Source organism: Microcoleus sp. Pol7_B2, assembly GCF_036701035.1.
In the GTDB taxonomy this organism is placed as follows: Bacteria; Cyanobacteriota; Cyanobacteriia; order Cyanobacteriales; family Microcoleaceae; genus Microcoleus.
Window position 1 is genome coordinate 103,522 of record NZ_JAUBQB010000001.1, and the last position, 18,429, is coordinate 121,950.

Below are 18,429 nucleotides of genomic sequence, written 5' to 3' on the forward strand. Positions count from 1 at the left end.
ATTGTTGCGGGCCGGCTGCGGGCTGCTATCTCTGTCTCTGTCTTGGTAATAATTGCCCCGGGATTCCTGCGGGCTGCTGTCTCTGTCTTTAAAATGATTATTTCTGCGAATGTCCGGTTGGCCGTCTGAATCGACTCTCCGTTTGAAAATTGCTCTCACGGGCATTTCTCGTGATTGCGGGGCGAAGGTCGATCGCTTTTGAGGCGCATCTACTCCGCGAGTGTCGGGACGGGGCTTGCGTTCAAAGCGGGGAGAGGATGGTTGTGAGTCCTGACGGCGGCCTTCGCTTTTGAATGGCTTGCTGTCGGAATTCGATCGCGAAAAGTTGGGTTTGGTAAATTTTCTCATTGGTTTCTTGTGCTCAAAACGTTTTGGCTGAAGGCTAATCGATTGTAGATTGTAGATGTGAGATTCTTGATTTAGGGAGCAATCTTGGGGCTTTGAGATTTTAGATTGTCTAGCGAGGGAGCAAGGATTTTGCTGTGTTCAAATTGCTAGTTAATAACTGATAAATCCTGTTTTGCCGATCGACATTTTTGCGGTTTTATGTTAGCCGTGCAAGGATGGTTAATTAATCCCTCCCCATGCCCAACTCTTAACTGCTAAATCCTTTAAGTCTCAAGATCTAAAAGTGCCAGAAGTTCGGTCAATCTTGCGGGATCGGTAAGATACAAATATCCGACCAAGGTTTCTAAGCTGCTGGCTTGTTGGTATATCTCTGGATCTGCTCGTTTAGAACGGCCCGCTGCAGCATTGCGGCCGCGCTTGACAATTGCTAATTCTGTACTGTTCAAGTAAGGAGAGAGCGATCGCAAATGACGCGCTTGAGTTTCGGCTCGTACTTGCCCCACCACTAATTCGTGATAAGCTTGCAATCTTTTGGGTGGGACTAAGTACGAACTCCGAACGTAGAGTTCGTACACTGCATCTCCCAAATATGCCCAGGCTGCGGGCGAAATTCTTTCTATTTCTGCTGGTGTAGCCCTCGCAGGATGCACTCGATTTAAACTGATATCCGTCAGACTCAGTTTGAGCCCGTCATCTGCGATCGGCGACATACTTTTTTAAATAAAACTTCCGCACAGCTTGGTTTTTCTAGTCACTTACTTATTGCGTCTTTGATCACTTCAGCAATTATAGCTTTCCCAGGAGTGTTCGCTATCAGATCACGAAGCGAGATATATAGGCAAAGCTTGGCGCGACGATCGCACTCCTAAAAAAGGCTTTTTACCAAATCGGGATGCTCTAATTTTTATACCATTTTTCCGCGTGTTTGCCACACATATTTTACTGCCCCTCCACCGAAACTCTAAGCATCGGGGAAATAGCGGCTGGCGCGTGTCGCAGCTTCTGGAAAAATCGGTATTGTTTTACACGCAAAAAAATAAAAATTTGCTATCCAGCGTTGAGAACCGGATAGCTAATTTAACTCACTTTGGCGTCAAGCATCCTTGACGTTTTTTACCGCCTCATCAACCGAAGGCTGCAAAGACAAAAATTTCTCTAAGCGAACCAGTTTAACAGTCTGAGTTACGCGGGGATTTGAGACAATTTGCAATGTCCCCTCCAAGGTTTGGGCTTTTTTGACAAGTTGCACAAGTGCGCCCAAGCCTGAACTATCCACAAAGTCTATCTGAGACAAGTCCAAAATTACGTGTTTTGGGCCCTCGTCAATACATTTGCTTATTACCTTCCGAAAAGTGGCCTCAGAAAAAGCGTCCAGCAGGCCCGTCAGGCGAAATAACTGACAGTTATTCCTGACTTCGCGAGTGCCTCTGAGGCTAACGGTCAGGGTCAATGACTCAGGAATGACACCCTCCTAGCTAGATATGGCTTAAAGTCGAGGCTTCATTATAGGAGTTTTTTGGTCTTTTGTCTACAGTTTTTTTTGGTCAGTGGTTTTTAGTTTTTTTGAGGCAGCAGTCATTAGCGGTTGACTGCTGACTGTTGACTGCTGACTGCTGACTACTTACTGCTGGCTACTTTCTGATTGTCTCGCATTGACTGCACGAATCGATCGAATAAATAGTCGGCGTCGTGCGGGCCCGGACTGGCTTCCGGGTGGTACTGGACTGAGAACAGTGGCAGGGTTTTGTGCTTCAATCCGGCTACGGTACGATCGTTCAAATTGAGATGAGTAATTTCTACTTCGGGGGCTAGCGAATCGGGGTCGATCGCAAAACCGTGATTTTGGCTAGTAATTTCTACTTGCTCAGTTAAACCCGCTGGATGATTCAATCCCCGATGGCCGAACTTAAGTTTAAAAGTTTCTGCACCCAAGGAAAGTCCCAAAATTTGGTGTCCCATGCAGATGCCGAATACGGGTTTGTCCGACTTTAACAAAGCTTTCGCAGTCGCGATCCCTTCCGTGACCGCCGCCGGATCTCCGGGGCCGTTGGACAGAAAAATGCCGTCCGGGTTGTATTTGAGGATTTCCTCCGGCGACGTGTCAGCGGGGACAACGATGACCCGACACCCGTAACTCGCCAGACGCCGCAGGATGTTGCGCTTGATCCCAAAGTCTAGCGCTACCACCGTCCACATTTTGCCATTAGCAGGTTTGACTGTAGGACTGAACTCCCAAACCGAGTCCGTGGCTTCAGACCACTCATAAACCTCGCGAGTGGTGACTTCCTGGACCAGATTCAGCCCGTCCATGCTGGGGGCGTCTTGTACTAGCTCCAAAAGCTCTGCCTGGTCGAGAATCGTGGTCGAAATGCCGCCGTTGATCGCTCCCACCGTGCGAATTTTGCGAGTGAGGGCGCGGGTGTCGATCCCGTAAATGCCGGGGATATCGTACTGTTTCAGGTAGTCTTGCAGAGATTGCGAGCAGCGCCAGTTGCTGGGGCGGCTGCATACGTTGCGGGCGATCGCACCTCGAATTTGCGGGCGCGAGGATTCTTCGTCTTCGAGATTTACCCCGGTATTGCCCAATTCTGGATAAGTAAAAGTTACAATTTGACCGCAATAGCTGGGATCGGTCAATACTTCTTGGTAGCCCGTCATTCCCGTATTAAATACTACCTCGCCAACGACGGTGGCGTCAGCGCCAAACGACCAGCCGCGGTAAGCAGTACCGTCAGCCAGGACTAGGAGAGCGGGTTGTGCAGTTGAAAGTGACATGGCATCCTTAATTACTTTCGTTTGGTTTCATTCTTACCACTGCCAGGGATTTGATGCTAGTCGGCAATATACAGATATTATTTGAATTTGTGCAATGGTTCGCAAAACCAAGGCACTTATGCCGGAGGCAGAAGCAACAGGTAATCAAAAAGCTGCAACAAGTGCAAATTTTCCATCTCCCCCCGCGCCAGCAATTTATCTGCCAGCAGCTTAGGTGGCGGGCGGAAATTCTCTATCTATACCAAATCTATACCAAAAGGCAGTTGTCGCTGTTACGATCGAGCTACAGCGTTTAATCAAACTATGCCCAGCAAATCTCCCTTGCCTTTACTCTCAAACTCAAAAAAGCCTCTTCTGAGCCCTAACAACCTGCGCCAACCTTTACTGGTTTTAGCAGGGGTTATTTCTCTGAGCAGTTCAATTTTAGTAGGGACTGTTGCCAACTCCTCGCGAGCAGTGGCTCAAGAAAGTGAGGGATGCTTCATGCGGAGCTCGTCAGGCCGAACCATCAACCTCAGCCAATCAGTCTGCGGTTTTCTCCCCAAAGAATTGACTCCCACCACTTCGGCGGCGGCAAAGTCTGGAGTGTTTCAGGCAAAAATCAAACGGCGAGAGGCTAATATCCCCGTCATAGAAGTCACGTTTAACGGCAAACAAAAGTTCGAGATGATGGTAGATTCTGGAGCTAGTGGCACAGTAATTACACCAGCAATGGCTAAAGCCTTGGGCGTTGTTCTACAGGGAACAGTGCAAGCACAAACTCCCAACGGAGTGGCTACTTTTCCCCTCGGTCGTTTGACTTCTATTGAAGCTGGGGGTCTGGCAGTTAACAATGTAGTTGTCGCAGTCTCGCCGTCGCTAGATATCGGACTGTTGGGTCACGACTTTTTTGGTAATAAAGATGTGACTATTAAGCAAGATGTCATTGAATTTCGATCGCGCTCTTAAGAAAAACGAAGAAGTCCGAGGGAAGAAGTAAAGAAAAATTGAAAATTCAATAATTTTTCTTGTTGGTTAGTTAAAACAAAAAATTCCTTCTTCCTTCATCCTTCTTCCATCCCTTACATCCGTTACATCCGTTACATCCGTTACATCCGTTACAAAATCCGTTGCCGAACTTCCTTCTTCCTTCATTTCAAAAACTCAATCAACTGCTGCAATTTCAACCAAGATTCGCCGCTCAATAAAATGTCCTTAGCCAGAGAAACTCCTGCTGCGTGAGAACCCATAGGAATTGCACCTCCCACCTGAAAAGCCAAAGACGCATTCAAAGCTACAACATCCATTTGTGCGGGCGTACCTTTGCCTTGCAAAACGTTCCGCAAAATCTCGGCGTTTTCCTCAACATTTCCGCCTTTTAACGAGCCGATCGCACTTGGTGTCAATCCTACCTTTTGGGGGTCTAAAGTAGTGAGTTCCACTTTGCCATCTGACAAAACCGCCAAATCAGTCACATCACCCAACCCCGCCTCGTCCAATTTTTCTCTGCCGTGAACGACTACAGCTAACTCAGTCCCCAACTCGCCCAAAGCTTGAGCAATAGTGGAGACCAGACTAGGATCGAACACCCCGATTACCTGCCCTGTAGGGCGCATAGGATTGACAAGGGGCCCTAAAAGGTTAAAAACAGTCCGCACCTTCAAAGTGCGCCGGAGCGACGCTACAGCCTTAAGTGCGGGATGCCACCCAGGAGCAAATAAAAAGGTAATGCCTACTTCGTCTACCGCAGCTTTTACCTTCGCGGCATCGGCGTTGAGGTTGACTCCCAGTGCTTCCAACACGTCAGCAGAACCCACTTTGCTCGATGCGGAGCGATTTCCGTGTTTCGCGACTCGAACTTTGCCGGCGGCGGCCACAAAAGCTACAGCAGTGGAAATGTTAAACGTGGATGCGCCGTCGCCGCCGGTGCCGCAAGTATCAATTAATTTGAGATTGGAGATTGAGGATTTGGGATTTAAAACGCTCTCCGATTCGCCTGCAAGCGACTGAGAATGCAATACCTGAGCCATTCCTGCCAATTCTGGGGCAGAGATGCCTTTGGCTTGGATGGCCGCTAAAATTGCTCCTGAGAGAACGGGGGGAATAGCTTCTGCTAGCCATCCCTGCATCAAGTCGGCTGCTTGGGCGCGTGAGAGAGATTGTCTGTCTAATAGTTGTTGCAGGAGGGCTGGCCACACAGGAGAATCCGCCGTCTGGGTTGAAGCTGGGGATAACTCTGGCGTTGCTAGGAGAGGAGAATCTGTCATTTATTAGTTTTTAGTCAAATTTAGCTCGATCGAGCTTTGCGGCCAAACCGAGAATCGATCGGGATTTTACCAGACTTGCCGACCACATTTTGCGCGATCGGGCCCATATTTTTGCCTAAATGCCAGCACCGCTACAGAATTTTTCCACCCGCAGTAGCAGAATATGAATTTTTTGATACAACAATTACCCTATTGTTGTGCCAACTTTACATAGAAACCCCAGATCGTACAACTGCCAGCAGTCTGCTGTATTATCTATCAGCAATAATACTTAACAGTCACTCAGGGCACCCAAAGACCGATAAAAGTTTCCGACAGGAGTTGTGGAGAGCAAAAAATTTTAGACATTAGGAGAACCCCAGATTCATCTGTGGAGTCAACTTTAATCTAAAATCTCAAATCGACTGACAGCAAGGACAGCGAGCATTTAGCTCTTGCAGGCGGGTTAGTTGCTTCGGGTAAGAGTCGATGATACTCTCACCCCAATCCTAAAAATAGGCTCTTGCGGTTGTAGAAGTCGCTGCCTTTTATTGTAACAACATCCTTGCTACTAACTTATTTCAGGGTATTCAACTGCTAATCTATTCAGGGAGATTTCAAGGAGCGGGTTTTGCTCGAACACCTGCACCGCAGGCAGAGCGATGTGCCAATGCGATCGTGACAGCCAGCCAAGCATCAAATAAATACCGGATTAGCTAAACTTTCCGCAACAATCACTAATAACTAACAGTCCAGTAGGACAGATGAATAAACACACTCGTCTCCGGCTGCGACACACCATCTTTTAGCCTAAATAAGGGCTCAAATTTAACAGGCGGTCGATCAAAAATATTAAACTGACACACAAGAGCAGGGTATTCACAAGTGGGAAATCAAAAACTAGGAAATAAAGCGATAGAATGCCTGAATGTCGCGGAGGCACTGCACCAAATGGAAGCAAAATATTATAGTATGTTTGAAAATGCTGTGTCGGGTATTTTTCAAACAACCCAATCCGGTCGCTACATCAGCGCTAACCCAGCTTTGGCTCGCATCTACGGATATAATTCCGCCGAAGAATTGATGGGTTCTCTGACTGATATCAGCGATCAGCTTTACGTCAACCCCGATCGCCGCGATCAGTTTGTTTCTGCTTTGCAAGCACAGGGCATCGTATCGGATTTTGAGTCGCAGATTTATCGGCGGGACGGAACAATAATTTGGATCGCTGAGAATGCGCGGGCTGTCTGCGATGAAGCAGGTAAATTGCTCTACTACGAAGGTTTTGTAGAAGATATCACCCAGCGCAAGCAAGCAGAATCTGCACTTCGAGAAAGCGAAGAACGCCTGCGCTTAATAATTGAAGGCGTTAAGGATTACGCTATATTCATGTTAGATACTGATGGGTATGTAGCTAGCTGGAATTCTGGTGCAGAACGCATTTTTGGATACAGAGCTCATGAAATAGTCGGCAATAATTCGGAGTGTTTTTTCACGAAAGAAGATCTTGAAATTGGCAAGCCCCAACAAAAATTAATCCAGGCGGTGGCAGAAGGTCGATACGAAAATCAAGGCTGGCGGCTTCGCAAAGACGGATCGCGATTTTGGGCGAATATTATTGTTACTCCTTTGCGCGATGAAAGGGGAAAGTTGCAGGGATTTTCTCAAGTAATGCAGGATATTACTGAGCAAAAGCGGGCGGCTGAGGAAAAGATGCAGTTGATTGCTTCTTTGCAGGCGTCGGAAAAAAAGTTTCGCACTTTGTACGAATCGACGACTGATGCGGTAATGCTGCTAGACGAAGAGGGTTTTTTGGATTGCAATTCGGCTACTTTAAAGTTATTTGGATGCAGCACTGAGTCGGAGTTTTGTGGCAAGCATCCTTCGGAGTTCAGCTCGCCATTGCAACCGGACGGGCAAGATTCTATGAGTCTTTATCAAGAGCGAATTAATACGGCTATGCGATCGGGAAATTGCCGTTTTGACTGGAGGCACTGCCGTTTGGATGGTTCTGAATTTCCAGCGGAAGTGCTGCTAACTTCTATGGATATCGGCGGCAAAATAGGGTTGCAAGGCGTGGTGCGCGATATCACTTATCGGGTGCAGGCTGAGGAAGCCCTGAAGCAGGCTAATGAGGTATTGGAATGCCGGGTTAAAGAGCGGACAAGTCAGTTGGAAGAGGCTATTAAAAAGTTGAAGTTGTCGGAAGAAAAGTTTTCTAAGGCTTTTCGGTCGAGTCCTGATCCGATGATTATTACTACTTTTGCTGAGGGTCGTTTTATTGAAGTTAATGATAGTTTTTTGTCGATGACTGGTTACGATTTAGAAGAAACGCTCTGGAATACAGTACCGGGGTTAAATATTTGGGTAAGACCTGAAGACCGACTTAATTTTAGGCGAAGTTTGCACGAACAAGGCGTTGTTCGCAATCAGGAGTGCGAGTTTCGGATGAAGTCGGGATCGGTGGTGGTGTGTTTGCTCTCAGCGGAATTGATTAATTTGGACGGCGAACTCTGTATGCTGGCGGTGATGACGGATATTACCGATCGCAAACACGCCGAAGAAGCCCTACGGGAAAGTCAGCGGGCCTTGGCGACGCTGATGAGCAATTTGCCGGGGATGGCCTACCGTTTTCGCAACGATGCCGATCGCAGTATGGAGTTTGTCAGCGAAGGTTGCTATCAGTTAGCCGGCTATTCTCCTGAAGAATTTATTGGCACTAGGGAAATTTCTATATCGGAATTGACTCACCCGGACGATCGCGATAATTTGTGGAATGCCGTGCAAGTTGCTTTGCAAGAAAATCGACCCTATCAGCTAAATTACCGAATTACTGCTAAAAATGGCGAATTAAAATGGGTTTGGGAGCAAGGTTTGGGAGTGTTTTCCGACTCGGGAGAATTGATAGCTTTGGAAGGGTTAATTACTGATATTTCCGAGCAGAAACGCAGTGAAGAAGCTTTGCGGCGATCGCAAACAGAGTTAACCCAACAAAAACTTCAACTCGAAAATACTTTGCACGAATTGCAGCAAACTCAAGCTCAATTGATTCACACTGAGAAAATGTCTACTCTCGGTCAAATGGTAGCTGGGGTCGCTCACGAAATTAACAATCCTGTTAGTAGCGTCTGCGGCAATCTCGTCCACGTCGGCCACTACACGGAAGATTTGCTTAATTTGCTCGATATGTACCAGAAGCAGTGCCCGCAGCCGTCGGCAGCAATTCAAAATAAAATTAAGGATATCGAATTAGAGTTTCTGCTAGAAGATTTGCCCAAAGCGATGTCTTCGATGCAGGTTGGGGCCGATCGCATTCGGGAAATCGTGCGATCGCTCAGAAATTTCTCCCGCAAAGATGATTCTCAAATGAGCAAAGTTAACCTGCACGAAGGGATTGAAGGAACGTTGCTGATTCTGCAAAGTCGCCTGAAAGCCAGAGGTAACTATCCCGAAATTGCGGTAATTAAGGACTATGGAAATTTGCCTTTGGTTGAGTGTTATGCTGGGAAAATCAATCAGGTATTTATGAATTTGATCGGAAATGCGATCGACGCGATCGAGGAATACAACGAAGGGCGTTCAGTTGCCGAAGTCAAAGCTAACCGCAGCAAAATTAAAATTAGGACAGAAGTCCAAAACTCCAATGCTGTAATTAGGATTTCTGACAACGGCCCCGGTATGCCAGAAGAAGTTTCCCAGCAGTTATTCGAGGCTTTTTTTACCACCAAACCCGCCGACAAAGGCACCGGTTTAGGTTTGTCAATTTCCTACAAAGTTGTCCAAGAACACGGTGGCAAACTTAGCTGCGTGTCTGCACTCGGCCACGGGGCCGAGTTTATCATAGAATTGCCGATCGAACAGCCTATCAAACAATCCTAAAGTGCGATCGGGGCGATCGCATCGGGATAACGAGTCGCGGTTTCTAGTGAGGACTTTAGTCCTCATAAAACTCGCTCGGACTAAAGTGGTAAGATGCAGTGTGCATTGAATTCTATAGAATTATACATATAGAAATTTTGCATAAGTTCTGTATTGCTAAAACCCTGGCTTTTCTTATTTCTTCCTTCTTCCGACTTCCATCCGTTACATCCGTTACATCCGAAGAAAGCGAATCCATTGCCGAACTTCCTTCTTCCTTAATTACACCTTTCCCAATAAATTCGAGCCACATTATCTCCCGGATTTTGCCCCAAACAATCCGCAAAAAGTCCCCCAGCTTCCCTAAAATTCTTCATATTGTACAAAGACAAAGCCTGAGTAAATAGTTGCAGAGTCGCTAACTTCCCCGCTTTAACTTCCGGCAAATCAGCATCAAAAACTTCATAAACAGTCACCCATTCAGACTTACCCTTAACCTGAACTTTATCAATTACCCGAATTGCATAATCACCCGGATTCCTCAAGCGACCGAAAGTCTGCTGAGTAATTAACAGCGACACCCCATAATTTTTCGTCAAACTTTCAATCCGAGAAGCCAAATTAACCGCATCGCTAATCACAGTACCGTCCATGCGGCTTTTTCCGCCTACTATACCCAGAATCAAAGAACCAGTATTGATTCCCACCCCAATCTCCACTGGCACATCGCCCACAGAAGCGCGATCTCGATTGTATTCCGCAAGAGTATGCAGCATGGCAATTCCCGCTTTCAAAGCATCATCCGCCCCCTCGCTAAACAAAGCCATAATTGCATCACCAATATATTTATCAATAAACCCTTTATTTTCCACAATCAGCGGTTCCATTCGACTCAGATAAGAATTGATAAATTTAAAATTTTCTTCAGGTGTCATCTGTTCCGAAAGAGTAGTGAAATCGCGGATGTCAGAAAACAAAACTGACATTTCCAACTCCACCGCTTCTCCCAATTTAATATCAACAATACTGTCACATCCCAAAAAAGCTAACAACTCCTTGGGTACAAAGCGACTTGTCGCCTCCGCAATTTCTAATTCTGCATCCAGTGAAAGTTCCAAATTGCAATTGACCTCAAAGAGATCCTCAATAAACTTTTTGCGTTCTGCCTCAGCTTCTTTGCGTTCCGTGATATCTTGAAGAGTGTTGATAGCATAAACAATATTTCCTTGTTGATCGTAGATGGGAGTAGCGAAGATTTCTAGGGGAATAATCTTGTCACCTTGATGAACTTCTGCATCGTCAGCCGTAGCACTTTCCCCATTCAACGCGCGTACGCTGGGCAAATTCTCCGTAGGATACTTTTGATTCGTCCCTGCTTGATAGAGTTGATAAACCTCTGACAATTGCTGGGAACTGGTATCCGGCACAACTCCTTTACCAAATATCTCTTTTGCTTTCCGATTGATGTAGTAAGGTTGGCCGTCCGCGTTCAGCACACCCACACCAATCGGCATTGCTTCCAAAAACTGTGTCAACCGATTTTCATTTTCGTGTAGTTTAGCAATGAGTACGGTTTGCTGGCTGTTTAACTCGGCCAACTCCTGATTTATTTGCTGGAGTTGGGCATTTTGTTGTGCCAGTTGTTTATCTTGAAGATAACTATTTAGCGCTTCTCTAACGGTCAATTTTAAGTCTTCCGGTTGCCAAGGTTTGGTAATATAACGATATAAGTTTGCAGAGTTGATAGCATTGGCGATCGCCCCAATATCTGCTTGTCCTGTCAGCATAATTTTTATAGTTTTAGGCGAAATTATATGAGCCTGTTTTAACAGCTCATCTCCCTTCATATCAGGCATAATGTGGTCGGAAATAATTAAAGGAATTTCATCCCCCTCCTCTAGCAATTCTTCAATTAGCTCTAATGCCTCTTGCCCACCTTCAGAAATTTCGATTATATAATCATTGCCCACAGCCTCTTGCAGTTCTGCTTTGAGACTCCTGAGTACAGTTTTTTCATCATCAACACAGATAATTACCTGTTGGCTCATAGTTTAGATAAACCAGATTTAATAGTTTCTAGCAAATCGGATTCCAACCAAGGTTTAGATAAGCAACCATGAAGGTTAGCCTGTTTTTGTACTCTGTCAATGGCTACTTCATCCGCTTGACCAGTCAGCATAATTTTAATAACATTTGGGTAGTTTTGGTGAATGCGAATCAGCAACTCATCTCCCCTAATGCCGGGCATTAACCAATCACAAATAATCAGAACAAGGCTAATTTTGTCATCATAAAGTTCGCTAATCACCTCTAACGCCTCCTCAGCATCTTCGGCTCCTTCGTAGGTGTACGCATTCCCAAATTCTGCTGCTAGCTGCGTCCTGAGACTGTCTAATATTATTTTCTCATCGTCAACGCACAAAATAACTGGTTTAGACATCTATTTTTTCTCCTTTTTAATTGTTATTAGTAGCCAAAGTAGCACAAGTAGCCAAAGTAGTAAAAGTAGTAAAGTGTATTAGTAGACTCCATCTTATCTTAAGATGTCACAAGCCAACGGCTCGCCAAATCCTCTCCCCTCTCCCCAGTCGCCGAAACCAAGAAACTTATATGCGTAGCACCTTAGCTGAGCATAACGCATCGTACTGCTGTTTTACATCCGTTTCCTGTTGAATCGGAGTTAGGGGTCTCAAAACGCTTTAACTTTTGAAATACTCCCAATGGGGTAGATGGCAGCTTAGGCGGAACCAAGCAAAATCAGACCTATTTAGTACCTTATATCGTTTGCGAGATCCTTGAGTTGCTTATACAGTGATCATTGGCAGGAAAACATTAAATGTAGTTTTGCCCGGAATTGATTCCACTTCTATTTTTCCCTGATGCTTGTCAACAATCTTCTTCACAATATCTAGTCCCAATCCGCTACCTTCTCCTGCGGGCTTAGTAGTAAAAAACGGGTCAAATATTTTCCCTTTTATCTCTTCAGGTATCCCTTTGCCGCTGTCGCTAATGCTAATCTTAGCCTGGTCATCTTGAGCCGTTAACTCAATTGTTAACGTGCCTCGATAATCCATTGCTTGCAAAGCATTGTGAATTAAATTAGTCCAAACTTGATTTAGTTCATCGGGATAGCAAAGGATCGGCGGGATATCGGCATAGTTTTTGATGACCTCAACTCCCTGTTTGAGTAGATTTTGATACAGGGTTAAGATTGTTTCAATACCTTCTTTAAGACTGGCTGCTGTTTTTTCGCCCGACTGTTCGTAGCGGGCATAATTTTTTAAGGCAAAAACTACTTTTGATGCTCTATCTGTGGCTGTGTTGATAGTAGCAATGCCTCTTTTTAATTCTGAAAGTTTGTAGGCGATTTCTAGGAGATGTAAATTATCTGATCTTTGCAACAAAGAGACAAAGGTATCAATTTCATTATAAACGCCCATGATCACTAGGCGATCGGCTATGGTATCGGCACTTTCAATTCCTAATTCTTCCAGTTGGCTTCTCAAAGCTCTCTTCAACTTGCGTTCTTCTTTGGTTGATAAGCTGGCTTCTTGTTGCAGGGAACGCTGCAGTAAACTCAACAAATTCTGTGCTTCTTCTGGGGAGAGAGATTGAAAAAGTGTGGGCAATTGTTCTAAAGTTTGATTTAAGAACTTAGAAACATTTCCTGCCGACGAGCGAATCGCGCCCAGGGGAGTGTTAACTTCGTGAGCAACTCCGGCCACAAGTTGTCCTAAAGCTGCCATTTTTTCTGATTGAATCAATCCTTCTTGGGTGGCTTCGAGATTGCTTAAAGCTTGTGATAATTCTTGAGTGCGTTCTTCTACTTTTGCTTCTAGGTTGGCATAGAGTTGGGCATTTTCGATTGAGATGGCAGCTTGCGAACACAAGACTTTTAACAGAGATACTCTGTCGGGAGTAAATGCACCTGTTACTAGGTTATTTTCTAAGTAAATTATTGAAATAAGCTGATTCTGTTTGAGCAGAGGAACGCAGAGAAGAGATTTAGTTTTATGAGCTTTTATATAAGTGTCATTCGTAAATCTGCCTTCCCGACTAGAATCATTTAAAACAACATCTTTGTGAGTGCGGCTTACATAATTAATCACTGATAAGGACAGTAACTGACTGCTTTCAGATGGGATGGACTGCAACAAATTGATGGTATCAGAATCAACTGCACCGGATGCTTCAATCAGTAGTTTACCCTGAGATTCCAACAACAAGTATCCCACCTGTGCGCCAGCATTCTCCATCATAATTGTCATCAATTTTCGGAGTAATTGCTCTAGCACAATTTCACCAGCAATGGCTTGGGAAGCTTTGATAACTGTCGCTAAATCTAAAGCTGTACTCGCTCCTGTGGTAGTGTGAGCATTGGGGACGATAGGGCCTGTATTTTTACCAAAAATCGCCCCTGATTTTGCCTGTAATTGTGGATATCTTGCTTCTAAATCCTCAACTTTTGCCTTAGCTTGCCAGCGAGTATAGCCGTAGTGTGCTCCTTTGAGATAGGTTTGGGCAATCTCCTCCATACCGCTTACTAGATAAAATTCCGCTGCTAACTCATAGGCTAAAGCTTCATCTTGAATATATCCGTTGTCTCTTGCTCCTTGAATCGCTCGCTCGTAAAGTTTTGCTGCTTGCCAATTATCTCCTAATACTCGCGCTTTTTCTGCTTGTACTAGGTCGTATTTATGCTGGAAATTGAACGGGGCAAGCTCGGCCCATTGCTTCATTTGCTTTTGGTTTGATTCGACTCCCTCCAAATTTTCCATGAGCTCGGGAGAATACTGAGCGAGCAGGGCAAGAGAATAGTAGAAGTTATGGATAGCAACATACATAAATCCCATGAGAGAATCTATGTATTCTGCAGCTGCGATCGCATTCTTCACGGCATCGGCATAGTTTTTGAATAAATAAGCGAGATTTAGTTTTGCTACGTAAACAAGACTAAGCAGCGTGCGGTTCTTCGTGGCTAGCAAACGGGGAAGTATTTCCTCCTCGTTAAAGCTTTCGCCCAGCAAGCGAGATGGGGGGGCTGTTGTTTCCAAAAGATTTAAAGTAACTTGCCGCCAGATATTAGTCTGGTAAAGAGTATATTCCTGTTTGAGCTTCCATAATTGTTCGCAGGATTGGTGCATTTTTGATGCAACAGATTCTAGTCCTTCTCCAGTCAAAAACAGGGTGACACAATAAGCTTTAATACAATAACCTGCGTACTCATTATCTCCTGTTTCAAGTCCGCTTTTATTTCCCTCTAGTAGCAGAGAAAGACTGCTTTTTGCGGGAGCTTTCCAGTGTTTAACTAAAGAACAGAATAAGTTATAGATTTTGGCTTTTAGCTCTATAGCATGATATATATTTACTAACTTTAGTGCCAATTCTCCGGCGTGATATCCAGTTTCTATGTTGCCTTTTCCCGAACAGATAACAGCATACGCAGCATAAGCATAAGCAGCCAAAGCTGAATAACCTTTTTGAATTGTCAGGTTAACCATTGTCAAAATAATTAACACTAAAACTCCGGGTTTCGCAAATAAAGCGGACGGACAAATAGACATCAAAATTCGCATGGCTGCGAGTTGAGCAGCGTCAGTCATTTCCGGGAAGCTTTCTAAGCCCATAAGTGCTGGCAGCTCTACGTTACTATCTTCTCCTGTAGAGAGAGAAATTTCTAGTAATTTTAATGCTTCTAAACCAGTTTCTATTGCTTTAAGTGGCTGATTTTGAGCGGTATAAATTAGCACTTTTAGTTCGTAAGCTTTTACCCTGTCTAGGTGATTTATTGCTCGTTCCAAGATAACTTCAGCTAATTTTTCTGCACCCTCAAAGTTGGTGTTTAAATATTTAGCCTCTACCATTTCTTGATAGAGATTTAGGGTTAATTCATACTGCGTTTGCCAACTTTCTTCGGTTAAGAGGCTTAATCCTGTCTTCAAATATTCAACCGCAGCACTGTAAGCCGTCGCTGCTTTGGCTTTCTGGCCCGCTATCAAATTAAGTTTGGCAATTTCGTTTCGCTCTTGTTGATGGGTTAGTAGGGGCTGTACGGCCCTGCTTAACCCTACCCCCATATTCAGATGATCGACAATTTCAAATATTTTTTTTGATCGTGTTTCGGGCGAACTGTTCTTTAGCAACAGGCGACCAATTTGTAAATGAATGGCTTGTTTTTCAGATTCGTCAATCAAAGAATAAGTTGCTTGTTGGATGCGATCATGCCCAAACTTATAGTGTTGAATTAAAAGTTGACTATCTAATTCTGAGATAGTAAAAATTAACTCAGAATGAATGGCTTTTTTCAGCGCATAGAAAATTTCAGCGGGGGAGCGATCGCAAATAATTGATAGAGTGTTTAAGTCAAACTCTGCACCTATACAAGCTGCAAAACGCAATACCTGTTGAGTCTTGGAGGGCAATTTATTGAGTTTGCCAACCATTAATTCTACCACATTGTCAGTAATTGCTCTCGCCTCAATCTGAACAATATTCCACTGCCAAGTGCGCTCCTTAAAATCGAAATTTAGCAGATTTTCAGTATATAAGTTTTTCAATAATTCCGTAATAAAGAAAGGATTGCCGCTGGTTTTTTTGAGAATTAATCCTGCTAAATCTCTGACAGCATAACGCTCACACTGCAACGTATCTGCAATCAATTCAGTGATATGTGGTTGGGCTAAAGGTACTAAGGTAATCTGGTTAACAGTGGCTCCCTCAGAGCGGATATCTTCCAAAGTCACCATCAAGGGATGAGTAGAATTGACTTCGTTGTCTCGATAAGCTCCAATCAAAAATAGATATTGGGTATCTGCATCCACCATCATCAGTTGGATTAATTTGAGGGTGGCAGAATCTGCCCATTGCAAATCGTCCAGAAAAATGACTAAAGGATGCTTTTCTGAACAAAATACGCGAATGAAATTACCGAAGATAAGATTAAAGCGATTTTGCGATTCATTTGCACCTAATGCAGACAAGGCCGGCTGTTTGCCTACAATCAATTCAACTTCGGGAATTACATCAATAATAATTTGACCGTTAACACCAAAAGCATTTAATAATTTTTCTCGCCATTGATTAAGCTGTTCTTCGCTTTCGGTTAACAGTTGTCGCACTAATCCCTTAAAAGCGCTGACAATAGCAGAGTAAGGAATGTTGCGCTGAAATTGATCGAATTTTCCAGCTATAAAATAGCCTCTCGCCTTAGTTATTGGTTTATAAACTTCGGATACCAGTGCTGACTTGCCTATTCCAGAATAACCAGCAACCAGCATTAATTCTTTACGGGATTGCTGGTTATTTTCGGTTTTGCTAATCCGAGAGAAGGCTGCTAGTAAATCTGCAACTTCTGCGTCGCGTCCGTAAAGTTTTTGGGGGATTTGGAACTTGTCGCAAATATCTTGACGACAGAGGGCGAATGATTCAATTTTGCCATTTGTCTGTAACTGGTTCAAGCATTCTTCTAAATCTGATTTGATTCCGCAGGCACTTTGATATCGTTCTTCTGCTGTTTTGGCCATCAGTTTGAGTGTGATATCAGAAATAATTGGGGGAATTTCTGGATTCACCTGATGCGGCGGTACTGGTTGTTTGGCGATGTGGCAATGTAACAACTCCAAAGCATCGTCAGCGGCAAATGGAAGTTGTCCGGTGAGGAGTTCGTAGAATGTAACGCCCAAAGAGTAAAAGTCGGTTCGATAATCAAGAGAACGGTTCATCCTTCCAGTTTGTTCTGGAGAAATATAGGCTAATGTACCTTCTAAAACATTGGGGTTTTTTAGGGTAGGATTTTCGCGGGTGAAGACAGTAGCAATGCCAAAATCGATAATTTTGACTTGCCCGTTTTCTGGGTTGAGCAGGATATTGGCGGGGTTAATGTCTTTGTGGATAATTTGGGCAGCATGAATTCGAGCCAAAATCTCTGCTGTTTGAATAGCGATGCGGAGGAAGTGCTGTAAAGATGAAATATTTTGCGTTTCGGTAGGGTTATCATTCAAAATTTTTAAAGAAGTGCCGCCAAAATCTTCAAAGATAATGACTAGAGTTCTTTGATACTCTTGTAGGCTATAAACTTTGACAAATCCTTCGATATTGTTGAGATTGCAAGTAATTTCGTATTCCTGCTTGTAGCGGGTAAGTTCAGCAGGATCGGGATAATCTTGAGCGAGCATTTTGAAGATAACAGGTTGATTGTCCTGTTCGCGAATGGCTCGATAAACCGTCGAATTTGGGCTTTCGTAAATTCGATCGAGAATCTCGTATCCTTCAATTTTTAACATTTTGGGTAATTTTTAGAATGTTAATTTTTATGTAAAATATGGTAATCTGCACCTTTTTGAACAGTCGCTTTTTTTGAGTGGAATTATTTCTACTTAACCTGAGATGTTGCACCATTCTCAATAAGCCTTGTATGGGTGGGCTTCTAGCCCACCCCACCACAAAATTCACTCTTTGTGGAACAGGCCGAAAAGCCTTTTAAGCGGGAATGGTGCAACATCTCAGTTTAACCGGACTTGTATTATTGACTAGAACTAGCTATCTTTGACAAGGACTAAATGACACTCGGTGAAAAGCCGATCGCCCGCAGCGTTCCAAAGCCAATTTATGTTTAGCAGTACCGTATCCCTTGTTATTTGTCAAGTCATATTCAGGATACTTAACAGCCAAACGTACTATTAATTCATCGCGCCAAACTTTCGCCACAATACTAGCAGCAGCAATCTGAATCGATCGCGCATCACCCTTGATCATCGTCTCTTGCTCGATAGCCAAATTGGGAATCCTTTGATTCCCATCAACCAAACACAAATCCGGCCTCACCTTCAACTTCAAAATCGCCCGTTTCATCGCCAACAAAGAAGCTTGCAAAATATTGAGGCGATCAATCTCCTGCACCGAAGCCGCACCAACTTGACAATCAACCGCCACAGCCCGGATTTTCATAGCTAAGCGACTCCGGGCTGCGGCACTCAACTGCTTGCTGTCGCGCACCCCGCAACTTGCTAATTCATCGAGAACTTCGTCGGGCAAAATGCAGGCAGCAGCCACCACCGGCCCGAACAAAGCCCCTCGTCCGACTTCATCCACACCCGCAATTACTAGAGCGTTCGAGGGAGAGGGGGAAAGGGGAAGATGGAAAGATGGGAAGAGAGTAAAAATTTCTACTTCTTCCTTCTTCCCTCTTCCCTCTGACTTCTTCCTTCTTCCCTCTGACTTCATA

At 44.4% G+C, this 18,429-nt stretch carries 10 protein-coding genes and 1 pseudogene; 2 read left to right on the forward strand and 9 right to left on the reverse strand.

The window, feature by feature from the left end; translation table 11 throughout:
- The 4 genes and pseudogenes from QUA57_RS00430 to carA form a co-directional block, all read right to left on the reverse strand.
- A pseudogene (locus QUA57_RS00430) lies at positions 1–348 on the reverse strand (23S rRNA (guanosine(2251)-2'-O)-methyltransferase RlmB); the annotation flags it as partial.
- Between the two features lie 263 nt (positions 349–611).
- Positions 612–1,058 (reverse strand): ribonuclease III domain-containing protein, encoded by a 447-nt coding sequence (locus tag QUA57_RS00435; protein ID WP_333058865.1) that lies wholly within the window; start codon positions 1,056–1,058, stop codon positions 612–614.
- Between the two features lie 383 nt (positions 1,059–1,441).
- Complete coding sequence (locus QUA57_RS00440) at positions 1,442–1,798, reverse strand: STAS domain-containing protein (RefSeq protein WP_015176627.1); 357 nt, start codon at positions 1,796–1,798, stop codon at positions 1,442–1,444.
- 167 nt (positions 1,799–1,965) lie between these two features.
- Positions 1,966–3,123, reverse strand: coding sequence for a glutamine-hydrolyzing carbamoyl-phosphate synthase small subunit (carA, locus tag QUA57_RS00445; RefSeq protein ID WP_333058866.1), 1,158 nt, complete (start codon positions 3,121–3,123; stop codon positions 1,966–1,968).
- A 303-nt stretch (positions 3,124–3,426) separates the two neighbouring features.
- Between carA and QUA57_RS00450 the strand changes: the two genes are divergently transcribed.
- Positions 3,427–4,071: a retropepsin-like aspartic protease gene (locus QUA57_RS00450; protein WP_333058868.1), complete on the forward strand. Its 645-nt coding sequence runs from the start codon at positions 3,427–3,429 to the stop codon at positions 4,069–4,071.
- A 182-nt stretch (positions 4,072–4,253) separates the two neighbouring features.
- Here QUA57_RS00450 and trpD read toward each other — a convergent pair whose 3' ends face one another.
- The gene (trpD, locus tag QUA57_RS00455) at positions 4,254–5,369 is read right to left on the reverse strand and encodes an anthranilate phosphoribosyltransferase (RefSeq protein WP_333058870.1); all 1,116 of its coding nucleotides are present in this window, start codon (positions 5,367–5,369) and stop codon (positions 4,254–4,256) included.
- A gap of 864 nt (positions 5,370–6,233) precedes the next feature.
- On the opposite strand from trpD, the gene QUA57_RS00460 reads away from it, so the two are divergent.
- Positions 6,234–9,227 carry a PAS domain S-box protein gene (locus tag QUA57_RS00460; protein ID WP_333058871.1) on the forward strand — a complete coding sequence of 998 codons (2,994 nt, stop codon included), beginning with the start codon at positions 6,234–6,236 and terminating at the stop codon, positions 9,225–9,227.
- Between the two features lie 257 nt (positions 9,228–9,484).
- Here the strand turns inward: QUA57_RS00460 and QUA57_RS00465 are convergent, their stop codons facing one another.
- The 4 genes from QUA57_RS00465 to QUA57_RS00480 all read right to left on the reverse strand — a co-directional run bounded on the left by QUA57_RS00465 (position 9,485) and on the right by QUA57_RS00480 (position 18,428).
- The gene (locus tag QUA57_RS00465) at positions 9,485–11,254 is read right to left on the reverse strand and encodes an adenylate/guanylate cyclase domain-containing protein (RefSeq protein WP_333058872.1); all 1,770 of its coding nucleotides are present in this window, start codon (positions 11,252–11,254) and stop codon (positions 9,485–9,487) included.
- Entirely contained in the window at positions 11,251–11,646 is a 396-nt protein-coding gene (locus QUA57_RS00470) for a response regulator (RefSeq protein WP_333037237.1), read from the reverse strand. The genes QUA57_RS00465 and QUA57_RS00470 overlap by 4 nt, the downstream gene beginning before the upstream one ends.
- 364 nt (positions 11,647–12,010) lie before the next feature.
- Positions 12,011–17,488: an AAA family ATPase gene (locus QUA57_RS00475; protein ID WP_333058873.1), complete on the reverse strand. Its 5,478-nt coding sequence runs from the start codon at positions 17,486–17,488 to the stop codon at positions 12,011–12,013.
- 256 nt (positions 17,489–17,744) lie between these two features.
- Complete coding sequence (locus QUA57_RS00480; protein WP_333058874.1) at positions 17,745–18,428, reverse strand: ribonuclease HII; 684 nt, start codon at positions 18,426–18,428, stop codon at positions 17,745–17,747.
- Position 18,429: the final 1 nt, after the last annotated feature.